This window comes from Corynebacterium jeikeium (assembly GCF_028609885.1).
In the GTDB taxonomy this organism is placed as follows: domain Bacteria; phylum Actinomycetota; class Actinomycetes; order Mycobacteriales; family Mycobacteriaceae; genus Corynebacterium; species Corynebacterium jeikeium.
This window is the reverse complement of the sequence record NZ_CP063195.1, coordinates 2,170,254-2,192,182: the sequence shown is the minus strand read 5'-3', so window position 1 is coordinate 2,192,182 and position 21,929 is coordinate 2,170,254. Positions and strand designations below refer to the sequence as shown.

The 21,929-nt window shown below is 55.1% G+C and carries 22 protein-coding genes and 4 pseudogenes; 17 read left to right on the top strand and 9 right to left on the bottom strand.

Annotated features, from left to right (window positions below):
• Nucleotides 1–54: 54 nt before the first annotated feature.
• Nucleotides 55–399 (bottom strand): hypothetical protein, encoded by a 345-nt coding sequence (locus CJEIK_RS09830; RefSeq protein ID WP_005291946.1) that lies wholly within the window; start codon nt 397–399, stop codon nt 55–57.
• Nucleotides 400–996: 597 nt separating this feature from the next.
• Here CJEIK_RS09830 and rplN point away from each other — a divergent pair.
• The 3 genes from rplN to rplE are packed head-to-tail and all read left to right on the top strand — an operon-like array spanning nt 997 to nt 2,255.
• Nucleotides 997–1,368, top strand: a complete 372-nt coding sequence (gene rplN, locus CJEIK_RS09825; RefSeq protein WP_005291942.1) for a 50S ribosomal protein L14 — start codon at nt 997–999, stop codon at nt 1,366–1,368.
• Nucleotides 1,369–1,683 carry a 50S ribosomal protein L24 gene (gene rplX / locus CJEIK_RS09820; RefSeq protein ID WP_005291939.1) on the top strand — a complete coding sequence of 105 codons (315 nt, stop codon included), beginning with the start codon at nt 1,369–1,371 and terminating at the stop codon, nt 1,681–1,683.
• Between the two features lie 2 nt (nt 1,684–1,685).
• Complete coding sequence (gene rplE, locus CJEIK_RS09815; RefSeq protein WP_005291938.1) at nt 1,686–2,255, top strand: 50S ribosomal protein L5; 570 nt, start codon at nt 1,686–1,688, stop codon at nt 2,253–2,255.
• A gap of 130 nt (nt 2,256–2,385) precedes the next feature.
• Here rplE and CJEIK_RS09810 read toward each other — a convergent pair.
• A protein-coding gene (locus CJEIK_RS09810; protein ID WP_370510473.1) for an IS3 family transposase occupies nt 2,386–3,728 on the bottom strand; the annotation gives its coding sequence in 2 pieces (ribosomal slippage) (nt 2,386–3,287 and nt 3,287–3,728; 1,344 coding nt in all).
• A 140-nt stretch (nt 3,729–3,868) separates the two neighbouring features.
• On the bottom strand, nt 3,869–4,303 hold the full coding sequence (locus CJEIK_RS09805; RefSeq protein WP_005291936.1) for a hypothetical protein: 435 nt from the start codon (nt 4,301–4,303) through the stop codon (nt 3,869–3,871).
• Between the two features lie 647 nt (nt 4,304–4,950).
• Here CJEIK_RS09805 and CJEIK_RS09800 point away from each other — a divergent pair.
• From CJEIK_RS09800 to rplO, 8 genes are all read left to right on the top strand, one after another.
• Nucleotides 4,951–6,159 carry an IS110 family RNA-guided transposase gene (locus tag CJEIK_RS09800; protein WP_005297392.1) on the top strand — a complete coding sequence of 403 codons (1,209 nt, stop codon included), beginning with the start codon at nt 4,951–4,953 and terminating at the stop codon, nt 6,157–6,159.
• A 161-nt stretch (nt 6,160–6,320) separates the two neighbouring features.
• Nucleotides 6,321–6,866: a hypothetical protein gene (locus tag CJEIK_RS09795; protein ID WP_115597253.1), complete on the top strand. Its 546-nt coding sequence runs from the start codon at nt 6,321–6,323 to the stop codon at nt 6,864–6,866.
• Between the two features lie 284 nt (nt 6,867–7,150).
• Nucleotides 7,151–7,549: a 30S ribosomal protein S8 gene (gene rpsH / locus CJEIK_RS09790; protein WP_005291933.1), complete on the top strand. Its 399-nt coding sequence runs from the start codon at nt 7,151–7,153 to the stop codon at nt 7,547–7,549.
• An 18-nt stretch (nt 7,550–7,567) separates the two neighbouring features.
• Entirely contained in the window at nt 7,568–8,104 is a 537-nt protein-coding gene (gene rplF / locus CJEIK_RS09785; protein ID WP_005291931.1) for a 50S ribosomal protein L6, read from the top strand.
• Nucleotides 8,104–8,508, top strand: a complete 405-nt coding sequence (rplR, locus tag CJEIK_RS09780; protein WP_005291922.1) for a 50S ribosomal protein L18 — start codon at nt 8,104–8,106, stop codon at nt 8,506–8,508. The genes rplF and rplR overlap by 1 nt, the downstream gene beginning before the upstream one ends.
• Before the next feature lie 40 nt (nt 8,509–8,548).
• Nucleotides 8,549–9,199: a 30S ribosomal protein S5 gene (gene rpsE, locus CJEIK_RS09775; RefSeq protein ID WP_005291919.1), complete on the top strand. Its 651-nt coding sequence runs from the start codon at nt 8,549–8,551 to the stop codon at nt 9,197–9,199.
• Between the two features lie 3 nt (nt 9,200–9,202).
• Nucleotides 9,203–9,388, top strand: coding sequence for a 50S ribosomal protein L30 (gene rpmD, locus CJEIK_RS09770; protein WP_005291917.1), 186 nt, complete (start codon nt 9,203–9,205; stop codon nt 9,386–9,388).
• A gap of 2 nt (nt 9,389–9,390) precedes the next feature.
• The gene (gene rplO, locus CJEIK_RS09765) at nt 9,391–9,840 is read left to right on the top strand and encodes a 50S ribosomal protein L15 (protein ID WP_005291915.1); all 450 of its coding nucleotides are present in this window, start codon (nt 9,391–9,393) and stop codon (nt 9,838–9,840) included.
• 152 nt (nt 9,841–9,992) lie between these two features.
• On the opposite strand, the pseudogene CJEIK_RS09760 reads toward rplO, so the two are convergent.
• A pseudogene (locus tag CJEIK_RS09760) lies at nt 9,993–10,844 on the bottom strand (IS256-like element IS3503 family transposase); the annotation flags it as partial.
• Between the two features lie 36 nt (nt 10,845–10,880).
• Between CJEIK_RS09760 and CJEIK_RS09755 the strand changes: the two are divergent.
• Nucleotides 10,881–11,012, top strand: a pseudogene (locus CJEIK_RS09755) (transposase); the annotation flags it as partial.
• 38 nt (nt 11,013–11,050) lie between these two features.
• Here the strand turns inward: CJEIK_RS09755 and CJEIK_RS09750 are convergent.
• On the bottom strand, nt 11,051–12,400 hold the full coding sequence (locus tag CJEIK_RS09750; RefSeq protein WP_005297400.1) for an IS256 family transposase: 1,350 nt from the start codon (nt 12,398–12,400) through the stop codon (nt 11,051–11,053).
• 41 nt (nt 12,401–12,441) lie between these two features.
• On the opposite strand from CJEIK_RS09750, the pseudogene CJEIK_RS09745 reads away from it, so the two are divergent.
• A pseudogene (locus tag CJEIK_RS09745) lies at nt 12,442–13,523 on the top strand (IS3 family transposase); the annotation flags it as partial.
• 180 nt (nt 13,524–13,703) lie between these two features.
• Here CJEIK_RS09745 and CJEIK_RS09740 read toward each other — a convergent pair.
• Nucleotides 13,704–14,375, bottom strand: a complete 672-nt coding sequence (locus CJEIK_RS09740) for a response regulator (RefSeq protein ID WP_034964032.1) — start codon at nt 14,373–14,375, stop codon at nt 13,704–13,706.
• Nucleotides 14,372–15,760 (bottom strand): sensor histidine kinase, encoded by a 1,389-nt coding sequence (locus tag CJEIK_RS09735; RefSeq protein ID WP_005291911.1) that lies wholly within the window; start codon nt 15,758–15,760, stop codon nt 14,372–14,374. Before CJEIK_RS09735 ends, CJEIK_RS09740 begins: the two co-directional genes overlap by 4 nt.
• A 142-nt stretch (nt 15,761–15,902) precedes the next feature.
• Between CJEIK_RS09735 and CJEIK_RS09730 the strand changes: the two genes are divergently transcribed.
• The 4 genes from CJEIK_RS09730 to CJEIK_RS09715 all read left to right on the top strand — a co-directional run bounded on the left by CJEIK_RS09730 (nt 15,903) and on the right by CJEIK_RS09715 (nt 19,814).
• Nucleotides 15,903–16,601 (top strand): phosphatase PAP2 family protein, encoded by a 699-nt coding sequence (locus CJEIK_RS09730; RefSeq protein WP_316326026.1) that lies wholly within the window; start codon nt 15,903–15,905, stop codon nt 16,599–16,601.
• Entirely contained in the window at nt 16,598–17,515 is a 918-nt protein-coding gene (locus tag CJEIK_RS09725) for an ATP-binding cassette domain-containing protein (RefSeq protein ID WP_034964029.1), read from the top strand. Before CJEIK_RS09730 ends, CJEIK_RS09725 begins: the two co-directional genes overlap by 4 nt.
• Complete coding sequence (locus CJEIK_RS09720) at nt 17,512–18,243, top strand: ABC transporter permease (protein ID WP_005291905.1); 732 nt, start codon at nt 17,512–17,514, stop codon at nt 18,241–18,243. Before CJEIK_RS09725 ends, CJEIK_RS09720 begins: the two co-directional genes overlap by 4 nt.
• Nucleotides 18,244–18,621: 378 nt before the next feature.
• Nucleotides 18,622–19,814 (top strand): IS3 family transposase gene (locus CJEIK_RS09715; RefSeq protein ID WP_370510474.1). Its coding sequence is split into 2 segments (ribosomal slippage): nt 18,622–18,904 and nt 18,904–19,814, totalling 1,194 coding nucleotides; the frame shifts between segments, so codons are not numbered across the junction.
• 38 nt (nt 19,815–19,852) lie between these two features.
• Here CJEIK_RS09715 and CJEIK_RS09710 read toward each other — a convergent pair.
• Nucleotides 19,853–20,224: pseudogene (locus CJEIK_RS09710) on the bottom strand (IS1/IS1595 family N-terminal zinc-binding domain-containing protein); the annotation flags it as partial.
• Between the two features lie 160 nt (nt 20,225–20,384).
• Nucleotides 20,385–21,728, bottom strand: coding sequence for an IS256 family transposase (locus CJEIK_RS09705; protein ID WP_005291904.1), 1,344 nt, complete (start codon nt 21,726–21,728; stop codon nt 20,385–20,387).
• Nucleotides 21,729–21,929: the final 201 nt, after the last annotated feature.

Genomic DNA, 21,929 nt, shown 5'->3' with positions numbered 1-21,929 from the left:
GGCGGGGCTTGGGTCTCAGCTGAACGAATTTGTTCTAGCTTGAGAGGGCCGTTCTTACTTGGCCAGCTTGCCCAGCTTCTGGAAGTTGGTGAGCAGGGAAACGATGCCGCCAACCAGAGCTGCAATGGTGGTGACAAAGACGCCGACCTTTGCGATCTTGTCCACGGTGGAAGCGTCGTCCTTCCAACCGAAGAACTTCTGTGCGGAACCAGCCAGCTCCTGCTTCTTCTCTTCCTTGGTCTTGGACTCGTCCTTGTCGCTGCCCTTAGGGGTCTCCTTGTTCTCGGTAACGGCGGAGCCTGCAGAGGCGTTGGCGTCGTCAGCAACAGCAGCGGTGGTGCCGGCAACTGCAACGGTAGCGGCGGTGGTCAGAGCCAGCAGAGACTTCTTGAGCTTCATGTGTTTAATCCTCACGTGAAAGATGGTGCGTCGGCCTGAACTGGCCGTGGTACGCGGATTAATTTAGCATGACCGTGCACTTTAAGCACGGTGCAAGAGTGCTACCTGCCCCCTAAAGTGGCCCATAAACGATCCTTTATGTCTCCTGGGCGCAAGCCGAAAGACGCCTGTCAGCACGAGGGGAGTGCTAGCTGAAACTGCCTCTCTGTCAGCGCGGGCGCCGTCCCGGGTGCTAAAGTTTTTAAACATAATTCCACGCCACGGACACATTCTGACCAGTGGTTTTGAGAGGCAAAGCACTAGGCTAGTTCAGTGTTAACAGACCTGCTGGAATGTGTGATTGATGGGGTGGGAGGGGGCGTCAATAAGAAAGAAAAAAGAATCCCGCGGGGGTGGGGTAACATACCCCCGCTGCGCGAAATCCACCGCCGCCCCGAAAAACTCTGATACGGCGATTTGGTCGGCTGAATAGGGGTGTGGAAGAATATAGCGGTTGCCAGAAGGCGCGGGGAACGCGCGCTGGCACAGACCGCGTGCGCGAGGGTCGGAAATCCCACGCACGGCAAGCAAAAATCTAGGTCAAATTAGGAGACTCAAGTGATTCAGCAAGAATCGCGTCTGCGAGTTGCCGACAACACCGGTGCCCGGGAAATCCTGGTCATCCGTCCGCTCGGTGGTTCCGTTCGACGCTCCGCTGGTATCGGTGATGTCGTCGTAGCTACCGTCAAGGAAGCTGCACCGGGCGGCACCGTCAAGGCCGGCGACATCGTCAAGGCTGTCATTGTCCGCGCAAAGAAGGAGACCCGTCGTCCGGACGGCTCCTACATCGCATTCGATGAGAACGCGGCTGTCATCATCAAGGCAAACGACAACGATCCCCGCGGCACCCGTATCTTCGGCCCGGTCGCACGTGAGCTTCGCGACAAGAAGTTCATGAAGATCGTTTCCCTGGCTCCGGAGGTGCTCTAAATGAAAATCCGTAAGGGCGACACCGTACTGGTTATCTCCGGCCCGGACAAGGGTGCAAAGGGCAAGGTTATCGAGGCCTACCCGCAGCGCGACAAGGTCCTGGTCGAGGGCGTCAACCGAATCAAGAAGCACGTTGCAAACTCCGCTCCAGAGCGCGGCGCTGAGTCCGGCGGCATCGTTACCCAGGAAGCTCCGATCCACGTGTCCAACGTGATGGTCGTTGACTCTGATGGCAACCCGACCCGTATCGGCTACCGCTTCGATGAAGACGGTAAGAAGATCCGCGTGTCCAAGCGCAACGGGAAGGACATCTAACGATGAGCGAAAACTACACCCCACGTTTGAAGACTCGCTACCGTGAGGAAATCCGCGAGAAGCTGAACGGCGAGTTCAGCTACGAGAACGTCATGCAGATCCCGGGCGTCACCAAGGTTGTCGTCAACATGGGTGTCGGCGACGCTGCTCGCGATTCCAAGCTGATCAACGGCGCAATCGAAGATCTGACCAAGATCACCGGTCAGAAGCCGCAGATCCGTACCGCGAAGAAGGCTATCGCTAACTTCAAGCTGCGTGAAGGCATGCCCATCGGCGCCCGCGTTACCCTGCGCGGCGACCGCATGTGGGAGTTCCTGGACCGCCTGCTGACCGTCGCTCTGCCGCGTATTCGTGACTTCCGCGGCCTGAACGACAAGCAGTTCGACGGCCACGGCAACTACACCTTCGGCCTGTCCGAGCAGACCATGTTCTACGAGATCGACGTCGACAAGATCGACCGTCCGCGCGGTATGAACATCACCGTCGTTACCACTGCAACCAACGACGACGAAGGTCGCGCACTGCTGCGCGAGCTGGGCTTCCCCTTCAAGCAGAAGGGCTCCGCTGAGTAAATCAGTGCTGAGACGTCAGCTCCGGCGACGTTAGCTCCGGCGCCGATGCTGTTGCAGAGGCGCTAACAAAACAAAGACCCCCGCTTTCCCTTCGAGTGAACTAGCCCCCGAAAGTTGGACTGGTTTAATTCTATGCGGTTAGGGTTTCAAGGGTCTGATTCCGATATTGCATCGGGGTCAGGCCCTTGAGTCGTTGTTGGATGCGTTCGGTGTTGTACCACTGGATGTATTCGTCGATTGCTTGGTTGAATTCTGCGACGGTGTCGAAGACTTCACCGTGGTACATCTCGGTTTTCAAGTGGCCGAAGAAGTTCTCCATGACCGCGTTGTCGTAACAGTTGGCTTTACGCGACATCGACTGAACACCGCCGTTGTCACCGATCAGGTCGCGCCAGGAGGCGTGCTGGTACTGGAAGCCTTGGTCGGTGTGCATCATCCACCCGGGTTCAGGCGCACACGTTTTAATCGCCTTGGACAAAGAGGCAGCGGTAAACGCTGTCGACGGCGATGTAGCCACGGTGTGGGCAACAATTGAGCGATCGAACAGGTCCATCACCGGTGACAGGTAGACCTTGCGACCTGCGACCCTGAACTCGGTGACGTCGCTGACAAAGACGGTATTTGGCTGATCCGGGGTGAACTTGCGGTCAAGCTTGTTGTCAGCGATGTGACTGATCGTCCCAGCATAGGAAACATAAGGTCTACGTTGGCGAATCTTGGCTCGCAGCCCCATCTCGCACATGAGCTTGTACACGAGTTTGTGGTTGACCACCCACCCCTGGTTACGCAGGTCAAGTAACACTCGCCGGTAGCCGTAGCGATGCTTGTTGCGCTCGAAGCTTTCCCGGATCTCGGCCTTGAGCGCGGCGTGCTTATCCGGCTTACTGAGTCGTTTCTGGTGGTAGAAGAACGTCGACCGTGGGATACCTGCTGCCTTTAGGAGATACTCCAGGGGGTGGTGCGACTTGAGGATGACAATCGCCTGGACTTTCAGGCGCGTCTCTGGTTCCTCAAGTCCCGCAATTTTTTTAGATAAGCGTTTTCCGCTTCCAACCGCGCGATCCGGCGCCGCAGCTTCTCCTCTTCGGTAAGCGGCTTTGGCACAGCCGAACCTTTGGGCCTGCCCTTCGGCTTCGGTTTTAACGCCTCGTCGCCACTTTTACGCCATTGCCGCGACCAATAACTGACCAGCTGGTCCGACGACAGGTTAAATTCACGTGCAAGATTCATCTTTGTCTCGCCGGAAAGGTGGCGCTCGACAACTTCCTTTTTGAACTCGAACGAATACTGCTGCTTTGTCGGTTTCTCCACAAGACATAGCCTGCCATGCAGCTGAAACCGACGATAGAGCAAACGGACGGTGTTTTTGGGGACACCAAGAGCATTGGCAGCGGCTGTTTCGCCCATGCCTTGCTCGAAACACTCCACCAGCTGTTCACGCTGCTGCTCATTCAGCGAACTTCGTGCTCTCAATGAAAACTGCTCCCCACTAGTCGGTAACTGATTTCTCAGTCCAACTAATGGGGAGCAGTTCAGAGGAAACTTCGAAGGTAGGGAAGCGGGGGTCTTTTATTGGTTGAGTCGCGCCCCAGTCGGCGCGGCTCGGTGGACTCTTAGTTGGAGCCCGGGATGCCAGCGAAGGTCTTCACGATCTTGCCGATGAAGCCGATAACATCCTTGATCTTGTCCAGGGTAGAGGTGGAGTCGTCCCAGCCCAGCAGCTTGTCGACGGAGCCCTTCAGCTTCTCCTTCTTCTCGCTGTCGATGGAGCCCTCGGTGGCGCCCTCGTCCTCGGTGCCCTCGGTGGAACCCTCGTTGTCGGTGGTCTCGTCATCAGCTGCGGCCTCGTCGTCTGCCTCAGCCTGGTCATCACCTTCGGTAGCGTCCTCGGTAGCAGCCTCGGTGCCGGTGTCGTCGGTAGCCGGCTGGGTGGCGGCATCGGCGGCGACCGGTGCCTCAGCAGCGTCGTCTGCAACTGCGGCCGGAACGCCAGCCAGGGCAACGGAGGATGCTGCGGCCAGGGTGACGAGGGACTTCTTGAACTTCAAAGGAATCTCCTTCCAAGAGGGGTGTATAAAACTGCGAAATGGCGACGGTCTAGGGGTCGGTTCTGCGAGTTCCGATCAGACGCCGCCGTGTCTGTACTTTCTGTACGTACAACATGTCTAGTGAATAGCGGCTCACTCCCGCAATAGGTGCACCAAAAGTGTGACATATGTCATGTAACGGCTGAAACGTGCAGGTAGAGAGGTTTAACGCCTCTACATGGCCACTCATGTAGCACAAACGCTATACATAGCGTCTGCTCATTTGTGAATGGTTGGGTCGTCGGTTAGGCCTCGGATATTGCCTCCGCTGTACGTGCCCATTACGTTGTTGGCAGTTCCGCTTGAAGGAACTCAGGATTCGTACTCCTAGCCCCATGCTGGGGCAGGTTATGTTTGTCTGCGTTCCTTCTGCCTTGGGGCAGTGGAACTAGTCGCTGGCTTCGGTATGGCTTGTTTTCGTCCCTGTCTGAAAATGATCCGGGGGGTGATGCCGCCGAAGGCAGTGGCATACTCCAGACTGCTAATAGGAACCTGACCCGCACAGAATGTGCGAGGTCTCAAAGTAATGTGGATGCCAGCGTGAAGTATGTCCGACCACCAGCGATGAAATAAGTCCCATACTCATTCAATTCGCTAGGAGGTCTGGCATGACCTACGACTATGTCATCGGCATGGACGTCGGTAAATACTTTCACCACGCTTGCGTCTTAGATATCGACGGCACCCAGGTGCTATCTAAGCGCATCAACCAAAACGAAAAATCCCTGCGCGCACTGTTTTCAGCGTTCAGCGCACACGACCACAAGGTCCTTGTCGTCGTGGACCAGCCCAATAACATTGGTCGACTAACTGTCGCGGTTGCTCAAGAACTCGGGATCGACGTGCGCTACCTTCCCGGTTTGGCTATGCGTCAACTCTCGCGCATCCACGCTGGCAATGCCAAAACTGATATCCGGGACGCCTATATCATCGCCCACGCTGCAAAGAACCTTCCGGAATCCCTCCGCAGCGTCGACCGCGTCGAAGAAGCCTTCCTCCAGTTGAAGGTCCTCAACGGTATCGACGAAGATTTAGCGCGCTCCTACACCAGGCTCATCAATCAGATTCGAAGTGCACTAGTAGGCTGCTACCCGCAATTCGAACAGGCCCTTCGCGGTCAGATAATTCACCGCAAGTGGGTTCTGCACCTACTTGCACGCTACGGCGGACCGACCAAGATAAAACGCCTCGGAAAGGCCAAGGCAACTGCCTTCGCTCGACGCTATAAGGCACGCAATCCTGAACCTGTCCTCGATGCCATTTTCGCTGCCATCTCTGAGCAAACAGTTGCCATTGCTGGTGCACACTATGCCGAAATGGGCGTAGCAATGTCGGCGAAGGACGCGCTTTTAAAGCTCGAGCACCGCACACAAATCGAGCAGGAAGTCATCGAGCTCATCAACGACATCCCCCACACTCAAATCCTGCTATCCATGCCAGGAATCGGACCAAAGACGGCAGCACAAATTCTCATGACCGCGGGCGACATGACCGACTTCCCGACAGCTGGGCACCTAGCCTCTTACGCTGGCTTATCACCTCGGACAAACCAGTCCGGGACCTCGATCATGTCGAACTCACTGAACCGAGCCGGCAATAAAAAATTAAAGAACGCCCTATGGCAATCATCTTTTGCATCCATCAGATTCCACGAGCGTTCCCGGCAATTCTATGAACGAAAGCGCCGTGAAGGCAAAAGACACAACGCCGCAGTAGTAGCACTAGCCCGCAGACGACTCAACGTCCTCTACGCCATGATGCGCAACCACAAGCACTACCACGATCCCGCACCATCACAGGAAGACCTAGCAGCCTAGACACTAAGAGTAAAGATAGCCGACCGGGTAAAATCCCAGTCGGCTAGCAGCCATGCCCGAAAACAACACGACCAAACAACCCCGCAGAGAGAATCCGCCCCCAATTTCTCCACCCGCTAGGTTGACAACCTATATAGGAACACCCCCTGTATCTTTGGGCTATGCATTCACACGGCGCCTCGCGCCCCGCCGGCTCCCGTTTCACTGCCCTGAACTGGAACGGATTAGAAACCTTTCAGTCTTTTGATCCGATGAGTCTTGCTGTCCTCTGCGGCGGCCGCTCTCACATGACGATGGTTGCGGTTCAGCAACTCCTTCGCGAAGGCGGCCTCAAGCTTGGAAACCTCGCCGACAAGCTCGGTCCGATCGCTCGACGTCTACCGTCCTCACCCAAGAACAGTCTCTCTGTCTTGTTGCCCGTCGGGCCGCTTAGTGCTAGCCAGCCGTATCAACGCGCGGTTCTGCGACGCACCAAAGGTCGCCTTAACTTTTTCGGTCGCCGCCGTTTATCGAAGGCGGTTGATTCTTTTGTGACGCCCCTTGCCTCCGCCGGTCTTGTTCACCGACCGAAGCGCCTACGCATCCGTGGGTTCAAAGATTGCCGCGATCCCCAGCTCACGGAAGCGGGCATGCAGGCCCGCGGATCATTCGGGTTCGGTCGTGACTGGGACTGGCCTACTCCTGATTTGCTGGATTTCTGGCCCTAGGGGCGTCAAAAACCAAAAACAGCGATTTGGGGAAACCCGCAGGTGGTTGCTAGAGTTATCAGGTCTTGCGTTGCCCCATGCCCAAAACTGGGTTGGCAGCGTGAGCAGTGTAAACATCAAACCACTTTGTTGTAGGCCCCTCGCCCAATAAAGCGGCCGCGCGGACACGGCGGCGAGCACCCCACGTTACTTAGCGTGGGGCGCGCTAGTAGCCAGCAAGCGTGCGGTACACGCATCCTGGGTGGGCTGGGAACCGCAATGAGAAAGGCTATGGGTCAAAACTTATGACCATGACTGATCCCATCGCGGACATGCTGTCCCGCGTGCGGAACGCATCCAACGCGTTCCACGATTCCGTCTCCATGCCTTCCTCCAAGATCAAGGCGAACATCGCCGAGATTCTGAAGGAGGAGGGTTACATCGCTGACTACACCGTCAATGACGCCAAGGTTGGCAAGACACTGGACATCGAGCTGAAGTACGGCCCGTCCCGCGAGCGTTCTATCTCCGGGCTGCGCCGTGTCTCCAAGCCGGGTCTTCGTGTGTACGCAAAGTCCAACGAGCTGCCGCAGGTTCTCGGCGGCCTGGGTGTGGCTATCATTTCCACGTCCCACGGCCTGCTGACCGACCGTGAGGCTCAGAACAAGGGTGTAGGCGGAGAAGTTCTCGCCTACGTCTGGTAACTAGAGGAGGTCCAAACCATGTCTCGTGTTGGCAAGGCACCGGTGGCTGTCCCCTCTGGCGTCACCATCAACATCAACGGCCAGTCTGTCGAGGTTAAGGGTCCGAAGGGCACCCTGAGCCAGGACATTCCGGCCCCGATCACCGTGGCTCAGGAAGGCGAAGAACTCGTCGTTACCCGCCCGGATGATCACCGCAAGAATCGTTCCCTGCACGGCCTGTCCCGCTCCCTGGTCTTCAACATGATCGAGGGCGTGACCAAGGGCTACACCATCAAGATGGAAATCTTCGGTGTTGGTTACCGTGTGCAGCTCAAGGGCAAGAACCTGGAGTTCGCACTGGGCTACTCCCACCCTGTGCTGATTGAGGCACCGGAGGGGATCACCTTCGCCGTGGATGGCAACACCAAGTTCTCCATCGAAGGTATCGACAAGCAGCAGGTCGGACAGATCGCCGCGAACATCCGCCGTCTGCGTAAGGATGATCCTTACAAGGGCAAGGGCATTCGTTACGAGGGCGAGCAGGTCCGTCGCAAGGTCGGAAAGACGGGTAAGTAATGAGCAACACTGCACAAAACGAAAAGCGCCTGCCGGTGGGCAAGGATATTTCCACCCGCCGCCGCAACGCACGCGCACGTCGTCACTTCCGTATCCGCAAGACCCTCTCCGGCACTCCGGAGACCCCGCGTCTGGTAGTTCACCGCACCTCTCGCCACATGCACGCACAGGTCATCGACGATGTTGCAGGCCACACCCTGGTCGCAGCTTCCACGATGGAAGCCGATGTGCGCGCTATGGAGGGCGACAAGAAGGCTCGCGGTGCGAAGGTTGGCCAGCTGATCGCCGAGCGCGCAAAGGCCGCTGGCATCGAGGCTGTCGTCTTCGACCGTGCGGGCTACAAGTACCACGGCCGCGTCGCCGCTCTGGCTGATGCTGCCCGCGAAGGTGGTCTGAAGTTCTAATGACCAACTCCACGAACAACACCAACGGAAGGAACGCGTGATGTCGGGACGTGAACGTAACGGCGGACGCTCCGCCGAGAACAACGACAAGAACGAGCGCAACGAGCGTAACGGCCGCAATGACCGCAACGACCGCGGTGGCCGTAACGATCGTCGCAACCAGCAGGATGAGCGCAGCCAGTTCATCGAGCGCGTGGTTACCATCAACCGCGTCTCGAAGGTTGTGAAGGGCGGTCGCCGCTTCAGCTTCACCGCGCTGGTCATCGTCGGCGACGGCCAGGGCATGGTCGGCGTCGGCTACGGCAAGGCCAAGGAAGTGCCTGCCGCAATCCAGAAGGGCGCAGAAGAGGCTCGCAAGAACTTCTTCCGCGTGCCGATGATCAACGGAACCATCACCCACCCGGTTCAGGGTGAGGACGCTGCGGGCGTCGTTATGATGAAGCCCGCCGCTCCTGGTACCGGTGTGATCGCTGGTGGCGCTGTCCGTCCGGTGCTCGAGTGCGCCGGCGTGCAGGACATCCTGTCGAAGTCCCTGGGCTCCGACAACGCCATCAACATTGTCCACGCAACCGTGGCTGGCCTGAAGCAGCTGGTCCGTCCGGAAGAGGTTGCCGCACGCCGTGGCAAGTCTCTGGACGAGGTTGCTCCGGCCGCTATGCTGCGCGCTCGTGCAGCAGGACAGGGGGCATAAGCAATGGCTTTGAAGATCACCCAGGTTAAGGGCTTGGTTGGAACCAAGCCGAAGCAGCGCGATTCCATGCGCTCTCTCGGCCTGAAGCGCATTGGCCAGACGGTCGTCCGCGAGGACAACCCGATCGTCCGCGGCCAGATCAACGTTGTGCGCCACATGGTCGAGGTCGAAGAAGTGGCAGGAGAGTAAACATGAGCGATCCAATTAAGCTCCACGACCTCCGCCCCGCTCCGGGCGCCAAGAAGTCCAAGACCCGCGTTGGTCGTGGTGAGGCATCCAAGGGTAAGACCGCAGGTCGTGGTACCAAGGGCACCAAGGCTCGTAAGCAGGTATCGGCAGCATTCGAGGGTGGCCAGATGCCACTGCACATGCGTCTGCCTAAGCTGAAGGGCTTCCGCAACCCCGCCAAGATCACCTACCAGGTGGTTAACGTGGCTGACTTGGAGAAGGCTTTCTCCAAGGGCGGCGACGTCACCGTTGCAGACATCGTTGCAGCTGGCCTGGCTCGTAAGAACCAGCCGGTGAAGATCCTGGGCAACGGCGAGATCAGCGTGAAGCTGAACGTCACCGCTAACAAGTTCTCGGGCTCTGCAAAGCAGAAGATCGAGGCTGCCGGTGGCACCGTCACCGAGGCTAAGTAAGACTAGATAAGTTCTAATCAGACTTAGTTACTAACAATCGCCCTGTCGGCACGTAATGTGCTGGCAGGGCGATTATTTTTTGGGGCGAAGCGCAGTGGTGGGGAAGTGCGGGTTAAGTAAAGAAAAGTGTGTCTTTTCCGGGCGTGTTGCGGTTATTTGATCCAGCCTTTTTGGATGCCGAGGTTGTGTTGGTAGCTGGTGTCGATGGCGGTGTCGTATTCTGCTGGTGCACCGATGTCATTGGTAGTGGCTGTGGTGTTGTGGGTGATCAGGTCTGTTGCTGTGGAAAGTGCGTCTTGACCCCATCGTTGGTCCCTGGCGATCTTGACCGGATCGTCAGGGACTTCTGTATGTAGATACAGCCACCAATCCATCACTGTGCGTTGATGCGGTAGTGATAGTCCGCGGTGTCTGCGGGCTAGTTCTTTTATGGGGGCGTTGATGCCACCTTCGAGGCTGTTTGTTGTTGCTGCAAGGTTGTCGGGGTCGATGGTTGTTGGTGGGGGTTGCAGGTAGGTAAACAGCAGGTCTCTGCGGTGCAGAGATAGCAATGATTGATAGGCCGCTCGGACGCGTTGGTGGGTGTAGACCTTGGTGTAGGCGCCGGTAGCAGGGTCTTTGATGGTGGTTTTCTCGTTCATCCATTCCCGGTAGGTGTGGTCGAATTCGTGCAGGTGGGCGACCCATGTGGATGCTTGGTCAAGGTCGGTGATGCGAGTGAGTTTCAGGGCTAGGCGGTAGAGGGTTTTGCCGGCATCGGTGCGGGGGTTGCTGGTGGTGTGGCGGCGGACTGTTCGTTGGGCGTGGACGAGGCAGCGTTGGATGCGTGTTGTTGGCCAGCAGTGGTGGATGGCTGATTGGGCACCTTGTCCGCCGTCTGTGACTGCGATTAGTGGTGCGGCAATGGGGCGTAGGAGTTCGGTGTAGGCGGCGGTGGTTTCGTGTCTGGCCCAGGTCCAGTTGATGACGGACCTGACCCCTGTTTGGTAGACACCTGATATCCAGCCCGGTTGGGTTGGGAAGAAAGGTAATCTACCACCATGCCTAGGTATTCCGAACAGTTCAAACGTGATGCTGTGGCCCTCTATGAAAACAATGAGGACCTTTCACTTCACGCGGCTTCAGCAGAGCTTGGAGTCAATCGTTCCTCGCTTTTCTCCTGGCTTCAGCAATAGAGAGTGTCCGATTCTTTGTGTGCGGGGGGCTTGGGTTACAAGTAGTCCGCGAATCGGTCGGGGTACGCCACAGCTAGTTGGTTGATGGCTTGTTTCCACCCGGTGGCTTTCGCTCCTTCAATATAGCCGTTGCATTCGATGTCGCGTTTCGCTTTCTTCGCTCGCTGGGCGGCGCGCTTGTCTTCGATGTTGCAGATCATCAGCCACAGCGTTTTCAGCGCCGCAGTATCGTTCGGGAATTGCCCCCGGTTACGGGTAGCTTTCCGCAGTTCAGCGTTGAGCGACTCGATTGAATTGGTGGTGTAGAGCACCCGGCGTGCGGCCGGCGGGAACTGCAGAAACGGTATGAACCGCTCCCACGCGTCGCGCCAGACTTTGACCGACTGCGGGTATTTACGGCCCAGTTCACTGGCCTCGAAAGCATCAAGGCTGGCCCGGGCGGTGTCCTCGTTGGCGGCCGTGTAGACCTCACGTAGCGCACGGGAGACAGATTTGCGGTCCTGGTAGGACACCCACCGGTTCGCAGCTCGAATTAGGTGCACGATGCAGGTCTGCACCATAGAATTCGGCCAGGTTGCCTCCACGGCTTCCGGTAGACCTTTCAGCCCGTCGCAGCAGACGATGAACACGTCTTGGACACCCCGGTTGGCCAGATCCGCGCACACCGATGCCCAGAATGCAGCGCCTTCATTTTCAGCGATCCACAATCCCAAGATGTGCTTGATGCCGTCGATGTCGATGCCAACAGCCATGTAGCAGGCTTTGTTGACCACGCGGTGACCGTCACGGATTTTGACGCGGAGTGCGTCGAGGAAGATCACCGGGTAAAACTCGTCGAGCTGGCGGTTTTGCCAGATCATGACCTCGTCTAACACCGCATCGGTAATCGTGCTGATCGTATCCGGGCTCATATCCACCCCAAGCGTGGTTGCGAGATGGTGTTGAATATCGCGCACTGTCATCCCGCCGGCGTACAGCGAGACGATCATATCGTCGAGCTCTGTCAGCCGACGTGCGCCCTTGGGCACCATCTTCGGTGTAAACGTGCCGGCACGATCCCTGGGCACGGTCACTTCCACTGCACCGTAGCCAGAATTGACGGTCTTGGTGTACGACCCGTTGCGGTGATTGCTCTCCTGCGCGGCTTCCACCTGGGCTTTGGCCTTACGGTCGGAATGTCCGTAGCCCAAATGCGCATCCATTTCCGCCTGCAGACCAGCGTTGATCGATGCCTGCAGCAGGCCTTTGACCAAGTCGCTTGCATCATCAGCGGACGTCGACAGCTCGCTGATCAAGCTAGCGAGCTCAGGATTTTCCATCAGCTTCTCGCTGATCTCGTTGACCCTTGCCGGGTCATGGCCTTTCTTCGGTGACACAGCAGTCATTATCAGTGAAACTCCTTCTAGATCAGAGCCTCACACACAAACTTCCTGACACCCTCCAGCAATACGGCACCGGCAAACGTGCCCGCACGAAGGCCATGCGCGACAACGCCAAGGAGACGACTGATTCCGAGCGAATCCGCCAGCTAGAAAAAGAGAACGCGAAGCTGCGCGAAGAACGCGATATTCTGCGCAAGGCCGCGAAATATTTTGCCGAAGAGACACGCTGGTGATCCGCTTCCAGTTTGTCTATGACCACCGAACCGAGTACTCGGTCAAGCGGATGTGCCATGTGTTAAAGCTCAATCGCTCCTCGTTTTATAAATGGGTCAACACCCACGAAAATCGCAGGTTAAAGATATGTTCCGATGCCCTTATTGGTGCAAGAATCAAGGCCATCTTTGATGATGAGAACGGGCTTTATGGTGCTAAACGCATCGCTGCAAGCCTCAACGACGATACGGACTTCGGCCCGATCAACCATAAGAAGGTTGCGCGCATCATGAAATCCATGGGGCTAAAAGGCTTTAGCAAACGGCGTCGATGCATCACCACCCGGCGCAAGCCTGGTCACCGTGTCATGCCAGATTTAGTAGGCCGTACATTCACCGCTGACGAGCCGAACCGTGTTTATGTAGGCGACATCACCTACCTGCCGTGTAAGGGCGGTAAGAACATGTACCTGGCCACGGTCATTGACACCTATTCACGAAAACTTGCAGGTTATGCACTCGCAGACCACATGCGTGTCTCACTGGTCATCGAGGCTTTGTCCCATGCCAGCACAGTCCGCGGAAGCCTTGACGGGGCTATTTTCCATTCTGATCATGGAAGTGTGTACACCTCACAGGCGTTTAGGGACCACTGCGCCCAACTTGGTGTACGCCAATCCATGGGCGCGGTGGGAACTAGTGCCGATAATGCCCTGGCAGAATCATTTAACGCCACCTTAAAACGTGAAGTGCTACGTGATCGGAAAGTCTTTGATAATCCCATTATCTGCCGGCAGGAAGTCTTTCGATGGTGCATGCGCTACAACACCCGCAGACGGCACTCCTGGTGCAACCTTCTAGCCCCCAATGACTTCGAAGCACTCACATCAGCTACACTGACCCAAGCAGCATAGCTAACCCCCGACGTGTCTACTTTCCGGGGGTCAGGCCCGGGTGTTGCATTCACCGCTTGAACCCGCCGGTCGACGCGCTAACCAATCGAAGCGCATTCCTGTGCAGACTGCAAAACCTCGGTCTTTCCAGAGAATGCGTGTGGTGCTTAAGTCTTCAGAAGAATCGTGGGGAGTCTAGTTTCAGAGTGAACTTTCTTTAGCATAGATGGCAATTAGTGAAGCCTCTACCCGGTTACGAGCGCCAGTAGTCCTCAGAATAGAGGACACATGAGCTTTGATTGTCCCAGGTGCTAAGTGCATAGATTGCGCGATCTCCGAATTGGTAGCGCCACGACTGAGCCGCACCAACACCTCTTGCTCTCTAGACGTAAGACGGCCAAACTTCTCCACAGCAGCTCGAACTTCTGCATAACGCGCAATCCTTTCAGGAGAAAGAAGCCTGCGTGCCACAGATGGGGAGAAAAAAGCCCCTCCCTCAGCAACCGCATGAACCGCAGTAAGCAAAAGCGACGGATCCCCCGCCTTTAGTACGAAACCATCTGCATCAAAACGAACAGCTTCCAACACATAATCGTCTTCACCAAAAGTAGTGACAATCACGCACGCTAGACGCTGTGGGCGTTGTCGAACTTTTCGCAACACATCTAAACCCGTCAGACCAGGCATCTGGATGTCCAAAAGTAAAACATCCGGTCGATACGCGTCAATCAAGTCCAGGGCCTCAGTACCGCTGGATGCCGAAGCTACCACGAAGATGGAAGAGTCAGATTCAAGCACACCCTTGATTCCAGCCTGTATAAGTGGATCATCGTCGACCACCATGACTCGCACTGGCTGCTTTTTACTACTCATCTGTCTTCTCCCCGAAGATAGTCCACCGACGACACCACATTCTCTTTGAAGCAAACCCGGTAAATATCTCCTGCAGAATCATCAAAAGTACGTGCCGTCACTGCATAATAATGGCACCCAGGTATGGGAAGGTCTCCCCGCCGAGGAGGAACCTCTCGGTCAGGTAATACACGTTCGATTTCTGCCTGATCACTACCCACCGTAATGCCTGCAAACTCTTCCGGAGGAAGCAACGCACGACTTTTCTGGAACGTAGACGCCACCTCAGTGCCAAGCAATCCAGCAACTATCAGGGAAGCGGTCAACAGCACCACCCGCTGCTGCGCATGTCTGATGCCCGGGTTAACCATCTCATTAGAAGCAGTAGACTCCTGGTCTTCAGTATTGATCAGGACACTTTGCTCGACTTGTAGAGGAATCGTCGCCTCGACCGAAAAAGTGCTCCTAGTTGCATCGACCTTTAGATCCCCGCCGCCGGCTCGAAGATCCCGAGTAAGCGCTGAAAGACCAACACCAGAGCTTCTATGCGCAACCTCTTGAACCGTCGTCGCATTAACCACTCGCGCTCGAAAGACCTCTCCAACTTCCACTAGATGAATGAAAATGTTTTCACCCGGTGCGTGCTTCATCGAATTAGTAATAGCCTCCTGGAGAAAACGGTAGAGAACTTTGTAGCCGCTTGTTTCTGCACAGATGCTGGTAGGTAAAGGATCAACAAAGATGGATGCCCCTGCATTTTGAGCATGTTTGATGAGCGCTTCGATAGAATCAGTTGCCCCGGGGGCAGGCTTGGCACCTAATCGGAGAGCAACAACTGAATCCCCCAACTGTTCGACTGCTTTGCCAAGGTCCTCGCGCGCAGAGGAGATGATGCTCCGAAGATTCTCGGGCAAAGCCGAATCCAGTTCGACGCGACTGAGATTCAAAGCTACAAGGCTGAGCGAATGGCCAAGTTCATCGTGCAAAGATTGGGCCAGTGAAAGCCGCTCAACAGATGCTTGACTTTGAAGATTAGCTACGTACTGGCGCCTTCGTAGATCTCGTTCCCGCTCAGCTCGTTTGCCCAGACTGACATACTGACGCACCGCTACCATGCACAGCCAGGGAATTCCCGCCCTGAGTATTGATGGGGGCAGTTCCCCCATCAGATAAAGCCAATGCCCGTCCTGCCAAATAGTTCTAGCCACACATGTGACTATCAAAACGACCAGTCCTGCTAGCCCAACGCTAACACCTCGTGATATCGCTCCAATTCCTACACCTAATGCTGTCAGAAAAGAAACTTCTAGGAGGCCAGGCTCTGGAACGGCTGCAATCAATCCAAAAAGTAAAGCGCAAACCATCTCCAAAAATCGCTGGGGATTTACGCGATTACGCAGAATCATATTCATAGTATGCCTGATAATCACCGTTCAGAGTACTGCCGATAGGGAGGCACTCGAGAAGTATTTCTATGCCAAAAGGCTTAGACAACTATGTCTCATCGGCAGATGTGTTGCCCATTAGACCCCCATAGCGTAAGTAACCATGAACGAAATTGATACCCAAACACACATATCGAGATCAATAACAAGACGGTCCGGACTGAAGATGGGGATGGGATGGGCGTGGATTGTCACTATCGCGCTACTCATCGGCTCCGCTATCGCATTCCCTGAGCGACAATTTCTATATTCGTCGATCGTTACGACGGTTCCGCGTATACACCTTGAAACGCTGGTCACCCTCATAGCAAGTAAAGGGCTGCTTATCCTAGTGGCAACAGCGACAGTTGTCGGCCTCTGGTGTCTTGCTCGATCGCGTGAAAGACTTTCAGTGTTTGCTTGTGCGGGAGTCGGTGTTGTCATCGCATATTTGCTGAGCGAAGGAATAAAGATTCTCGTTTCCGAGCCGAGACCATGTGCAAGCAGTATGCTCACGACCGCACTCACATGCCCAGACCCAGGTGATTGGTCGTGGCCTTCAAATCATTCAGTGCTGGCCGCGGCATTTGCTACAGCTTGCGTTCTTGCGCTATCTCGTACTAAATGGATCGTGGTACCTGTGGCAATTGTGATCGCCAGCTCCCGAGTCGCAGCTGGGGTGCACTACGTCCATGATGTGTTATCCGGACTGGCTTTAGGCGTTGTCACAGTTTGTCTGGTAGTGGTCTTGCTCCACCCGGTCTGGGTTCGCTTTGCAAACTCTGAACAAAGCAGACTTCGACACGAAGGCGGCCAAGCGTGATTACCGTAAGCAGACTAACGAAACAGTATCGAACATTCTCAGCTATCAACGATCTCACATTCACTGTCCCTGATGGCGCCATCACAGGTTTCCTAGGCCCCAATGGCGCAGGAAAATCTACGACTATGAGATGCATGCTTGGCCTAGACTGCCCAACCGCAGGCAATGTTCTCATAGACGGGCGCAAGCTTTCCCAACACGCGCAGCCGGCTAGAGCCGCTGGGGCAGTTTTAGATACATCATGGTTTCATGCTGGACGTTCAGGTTTAGCACACCTCGAAGTTGTTGCTGCATCAGCCGGGCTACCTCGTTCAGCAGTTCATGCTGTTTTGGAAGAGGTGGGGATGTCATCAGCTGCGCGTCGTCCCATGGGAAAATACTCATTGGGAATGAAACAACGACTCGGAATCGCGACAGCAATGCTTGGTCGCCCCCGGAATCTTATTCTAGATGAACCAATGAACGGCCTAGACCCCGAAGGCATGCTGTGGATGCGTTCCTACTTAACGAATCTAGCTACCCAGGGACATGCGGTATTCATCTCTTCACATCTGTTAAGTGAAATCGAGACCTTAGCCGACCGGATCCTTATCATCGGTCAAGGCCACATTCTCGGTGAATGGAACATGAAAGACTTCGTTAATTCTTCCCAGAACACCATCATAGCTACCAATGATGATTCTCGTCTGATGGGTGAGTTACGAAATTTGGGTGTCGATGTCAACAAGCTTCCAAACGGGCTTGAAGTCTCGTTTAATCAACGGATCCCAAATGTATTGGCACTGTCTCGTAAATGCCACGACGCGGACATTCTTATCACTAGCTTGGGTTCTAGCACTTCCACTTTGCAACAAGCCTTCCTAGAGCTTACTGCCACATCATCAGACTTTAACGCAAGAAGGTTTCAACCATGATTGCTGCTTTCCGCGCCGAACTGCGCCGTCTTATTTCTCTTCGCTCGACGGGTGTCTATGCGGTAATGCTTCTTGGCTGTTTTTTCGGACCGATCATCATCATGGCAGCAGTCTATGATGCCGAATACCAAGGACCTATCGATGCCAGTGATATTGGCAAATGTATCAGCATATTTCATGTTTTGGCGATAATCTTTAGTGGGGCATACACAGCTACCGAGATTCGATCTGGGTCCACAGCGATAGCTTTTCTCACTCAAACTTCTCGGTATTTGTCTTTGGTGGCGCACTATGTCGTCGAAGGTGTCTTTCTGGTCTGTGCATTTGCGATTGGTATACCGCTGGCCCTATTAGCTGGGATGTTGTACCCAGATGGATTGGAAATAGGCGTGGGAGCGCTACCGTATTGGGGGCTTTATTTGGGCATCGTATTGGTATGGTCATCGATGGCTACCTCTATCGCTGTTATTACGCGCTCTGTAGCTGCAGCCGTAGCGACCCCGATCACCTGGATGTTACTCATTGAACAACTCTTGGCGCAGATCCCAATGTTCGACGCTATAACGCCTTGGCTTCCGTTCGCGGCTTCCCACTCGCTGCTGGCTAGATCGTTGGGCGAGGCCACTAGTGTCTATCCAGCGCTTGCAACCGCGTTCGCTATCCTATCTCCTGCTTTCTTATTAGGAGTCTTGTCGTTCACCCTGCACTGCAAGCGTGATGCGCCCTAATTGGGATTTGATCTAGGTTACGAAACTCTCGGAGAGTCTGCTTTAGCAATAACTGGTTTGAAGCCTGCGGTTAGAGTGACCACTTTCTCCAGTGAAGGGATCGATCTACCAGGTCAAGACGGGAAGGTTGAGATTTTAGATCACCAGCTGCACCGCGTTTCGTCATAAATGAAGTGAAGTGCCCCGGGTTTTGTTCCTAGGCATTTGCCTTGATTTCTATTATTTCTTGGGTCGGGTTTGTTGCCCAAAACTCTGACTCAACCTCAGCAGGCGTGCGATAGTCGAGATTCTGATGGAGTCTGGTCTGGACCTGACCCCTGTTTGGTAGACACCTGATATCCAGCCCGGTTGGGTTGGGAAGAAAGGTAATCTACCACCATGCCTAGGTATTCCGAACAGTTCAAACGTGATGCTGTGGCCCTCTATGAAAACAATGAGGACCTTTCACTTCACGCGGCTTCAGCAGAGCTTGGAGTCAATCGTTCCTCGCTTTTCTCCTGGCTTCAGCAATACGGCACCGGCAAACGTGCCCGCACGAAGGCCATGCGCGACAACGCCAAGGAGACGACTGATTCCGAGCGAATCCGCCAGCTAGAAAAAGAGAACGCGAAGCTGCGCGAAGAACGCGATATTCTGCGCAAGGCCGCGAAATATTTTGCCGAAGAGACACGCTGGTGATCCGCTTCCAGTTTGTCTATGACCACCGAACCGAGTACTCGGTCAAGCGGATGTGCCATGTGTTAAAGCTCAATCGCTCCTCGTTTTATAAATGGGTCAACACCCACGAAAATCGCAGGTTAAAGATATGTTCCGATGCCCTTATTGGTGCAAGAATCAAGGCCATCTTTGATGATGAGAACGGGCTTTATGGTGCTAAACGCATCGCTGCAAGCCTCAACGACGATACGGACTTCGGCCCGATCAACCATAAGAAGGTTGCGCGCATCATGAAATCCATGGGGCTAAAAGGCTTTAGCAAACGGCGTCGATGCATCACCACCCGGCGCAAGCCTGGTCACCGTGTCATGCCAGATTTAGTAGGCCGTACATTCACCGCTGACGAGCCGAACCGTGTTTATGTAGGCGACATCACCTACCTGCCGTGTAAGGGCGGTAAGAACATGTACCTGGCCACGGTCATTGACACCTATTCACGAAGACTTGCAGGTTATGCACTCGCAGACCACATGCGTGTCTCACTGGTCATCGAGGCTTTGTCCCATGCCAGCACAGTCCGCGGAAGCCTTGACGGGGCTATTTTCCATTCTGATCATGGAAGTGTGTACACCTCACAGGCGTTTAGGGACCACTGCGCCCAACTTGGTGTACGCCAATCCATGGGCGCGGTGGGAACTAGTGCCGATAATGCCCTGGCAGAATCATTTAACGCCACCTTAAAACGTGAAGTGCTACGTGATCGGAAAGTCTTTGATAATCCCATTATCTGCCGGCAGGAAGTCTTTCGATGGTGCATGCGCTACAACACCCGCAGACGGCACTCCTGGTGCAACCTTCTAGCCCCCAATGACTTCGAAGCACTCACATCAGCTACACTGACCCAAGCAGCATAGCTAACCCCCGACGTGTCTACTTTCCGGGGGTCAGGCCCGACGTGGGTTTTACTGGCTGCGATCAGGAGGCATCCGGACTTTAGATAGGTCGCGTCGAGGAAGATTTGGTCATGGATGCGGAATGAGTCGATGGTGGGTGTGGGGATGATCCACCAGCACCATCGGAATCGGTGGTGCATGGTTTGCCTGGTTACGCCATGGTGTGCGGCGAAGGTGGTTAGAGATTGGGTGCCGGTGGCCCATTGGATGAACAAAGCCATGGTGGCGGTATTTTTGTTGTGGGTTTGGGTGTTGCGGGTAAAGGAGTGTCCGCAGTGGGTGCAGCGCCAACGGGTGGTTGATTTGCTGGTGGTGCCGTTTTTCTTTGTGTTGTTGCCGCATAGTGGGCAGCTGGGGCGGTTGGTGGTCATCCTTTAATCCAACCGGTGTGCGGTTAGCACAAATGTGGCCGGAGGTGCGGGATGGTGTGGGTAATAGCTTTCGGGGAGCTATTCTTTGGTGATTTGTGGTGTGTGGTCTGGGGTTATGGTGGCATGGAGCGTGTCAAGTTGTTTGTGTGTGGGGCTAGGTTTATAGGTATTTGTCGAAGCGGTCGGGGTAGGCCACGGCCATTTGGTTTATAGCTTGTTTCCAGCCAGAAACTCGGGCTCCTTCCATGAGCCTGCCGGCTGTCGCTGAGACTCGTTTGCCCTGCTTCGCTCTCTTTGCAGCGCGTTTGTCTTCGATATTGCAGATCATCAGCCACAGCGTCTTGAGCGCTGATTCATCGTTGGTAAACTGCACCCTGTTGCGGGTAGCTTTACGCAGTTCATTGTTGAATGATTCAATCGAGTTCGTCGTATAGATAACCTTTCTGGCCGCTGGTGGGAACTGCAGAAACGGTACGAAACGCTGCCATGCATCTCGCCAGACCTTGACTGAGCGTGGATACTTTTCTCCCAATTCAGAGGCTTCAAATTCGTCTAAGGCAGCCTGAGCTGTGGACTCGTCCGCAGCGGTGTAAATCTTTTTCAACGCGGCTGATACGCCCCGGCGATCCCCGTAGCCTACCCATCGGTTAGCTGCACGAATCAGGTGCACGATACAGGTTTGCACCATCGAGTTCGGCCAAGTTGCCTCGACTGCTTCTGGTAGGCCTTTAAGCCCGTCACAGCAGACGATAAAGACGTCTTTGACCCCACGATTGGAAAGATTGGCGCATACCTGCGCCCAAAATGAAGCGCCTTCTTCTTTGGCGATCCACAATCCCAAAATGTGCTTGATGCCGTCCAGGTCCACGCCGATTGCCATGTACGCGGACTTGTTGACTACTCGGCCACCGTCGCGGACTTTAATGCGCAACGCATCCAGGAAAATGACCGGGTAGAACTCGTCTAGCTGGCGGTTTTGCCAGATCATGACCTCATCGAGGACGGCATCGGTGACTGCGGAAATCGTCTCATGGGAAATATCAACCCGCATCGCAGTTGCCATATGGTGCTGGATGTCCCTAATTGTCATCCCCCCGGCGTACAAGCTGACGATCATGTCATCGACATCAGTCAAGCGCCTAGAACCTTTAGGAACCATAGTCGGCAAGAATGTTCCAGCCCGATCTCTCGGGACATCAACGGTCACTGGCCCGTAGTTAGAATCCACGGTCTTTGGATACGATCCGTTGCGGTAATTGTCTGTCCCAGCAGCAGCTTTAGCGCTCCTGTCGCCAGACTCGTAGCCCAGGTAGGCATCCATTTCAGCGTTGAGTCCCCTGGTAATCGAGGCCTGCAACATGCCGCGAACTAGGTCATTGGCATCCGTTGTAGACGTGCCTAGGTCATCAATCAGCTTCGCGATTTCAGGGTTAGCAAGCAGCTTCTTTTCAATCGCATCAATTTTGGCCTTATCAGCCGGATCTCGTCGTGCCACAGTAGTCATTCTGGTCCATCTCCTTATGCGGGTTAGGTACCCACACACAAACCATCAGACACTCTCGGCATGCGGACACACTTTTCTTTACTTAACCCTCAAAAGCTGCATATTAGGTTATGCTAAGTTAATTCACGCTTGCTGCACTTGTGCCACCACTTTGGCCAACGCAGCCCATAAACCCGTTATTTCCGCATCATGAGACAAGGA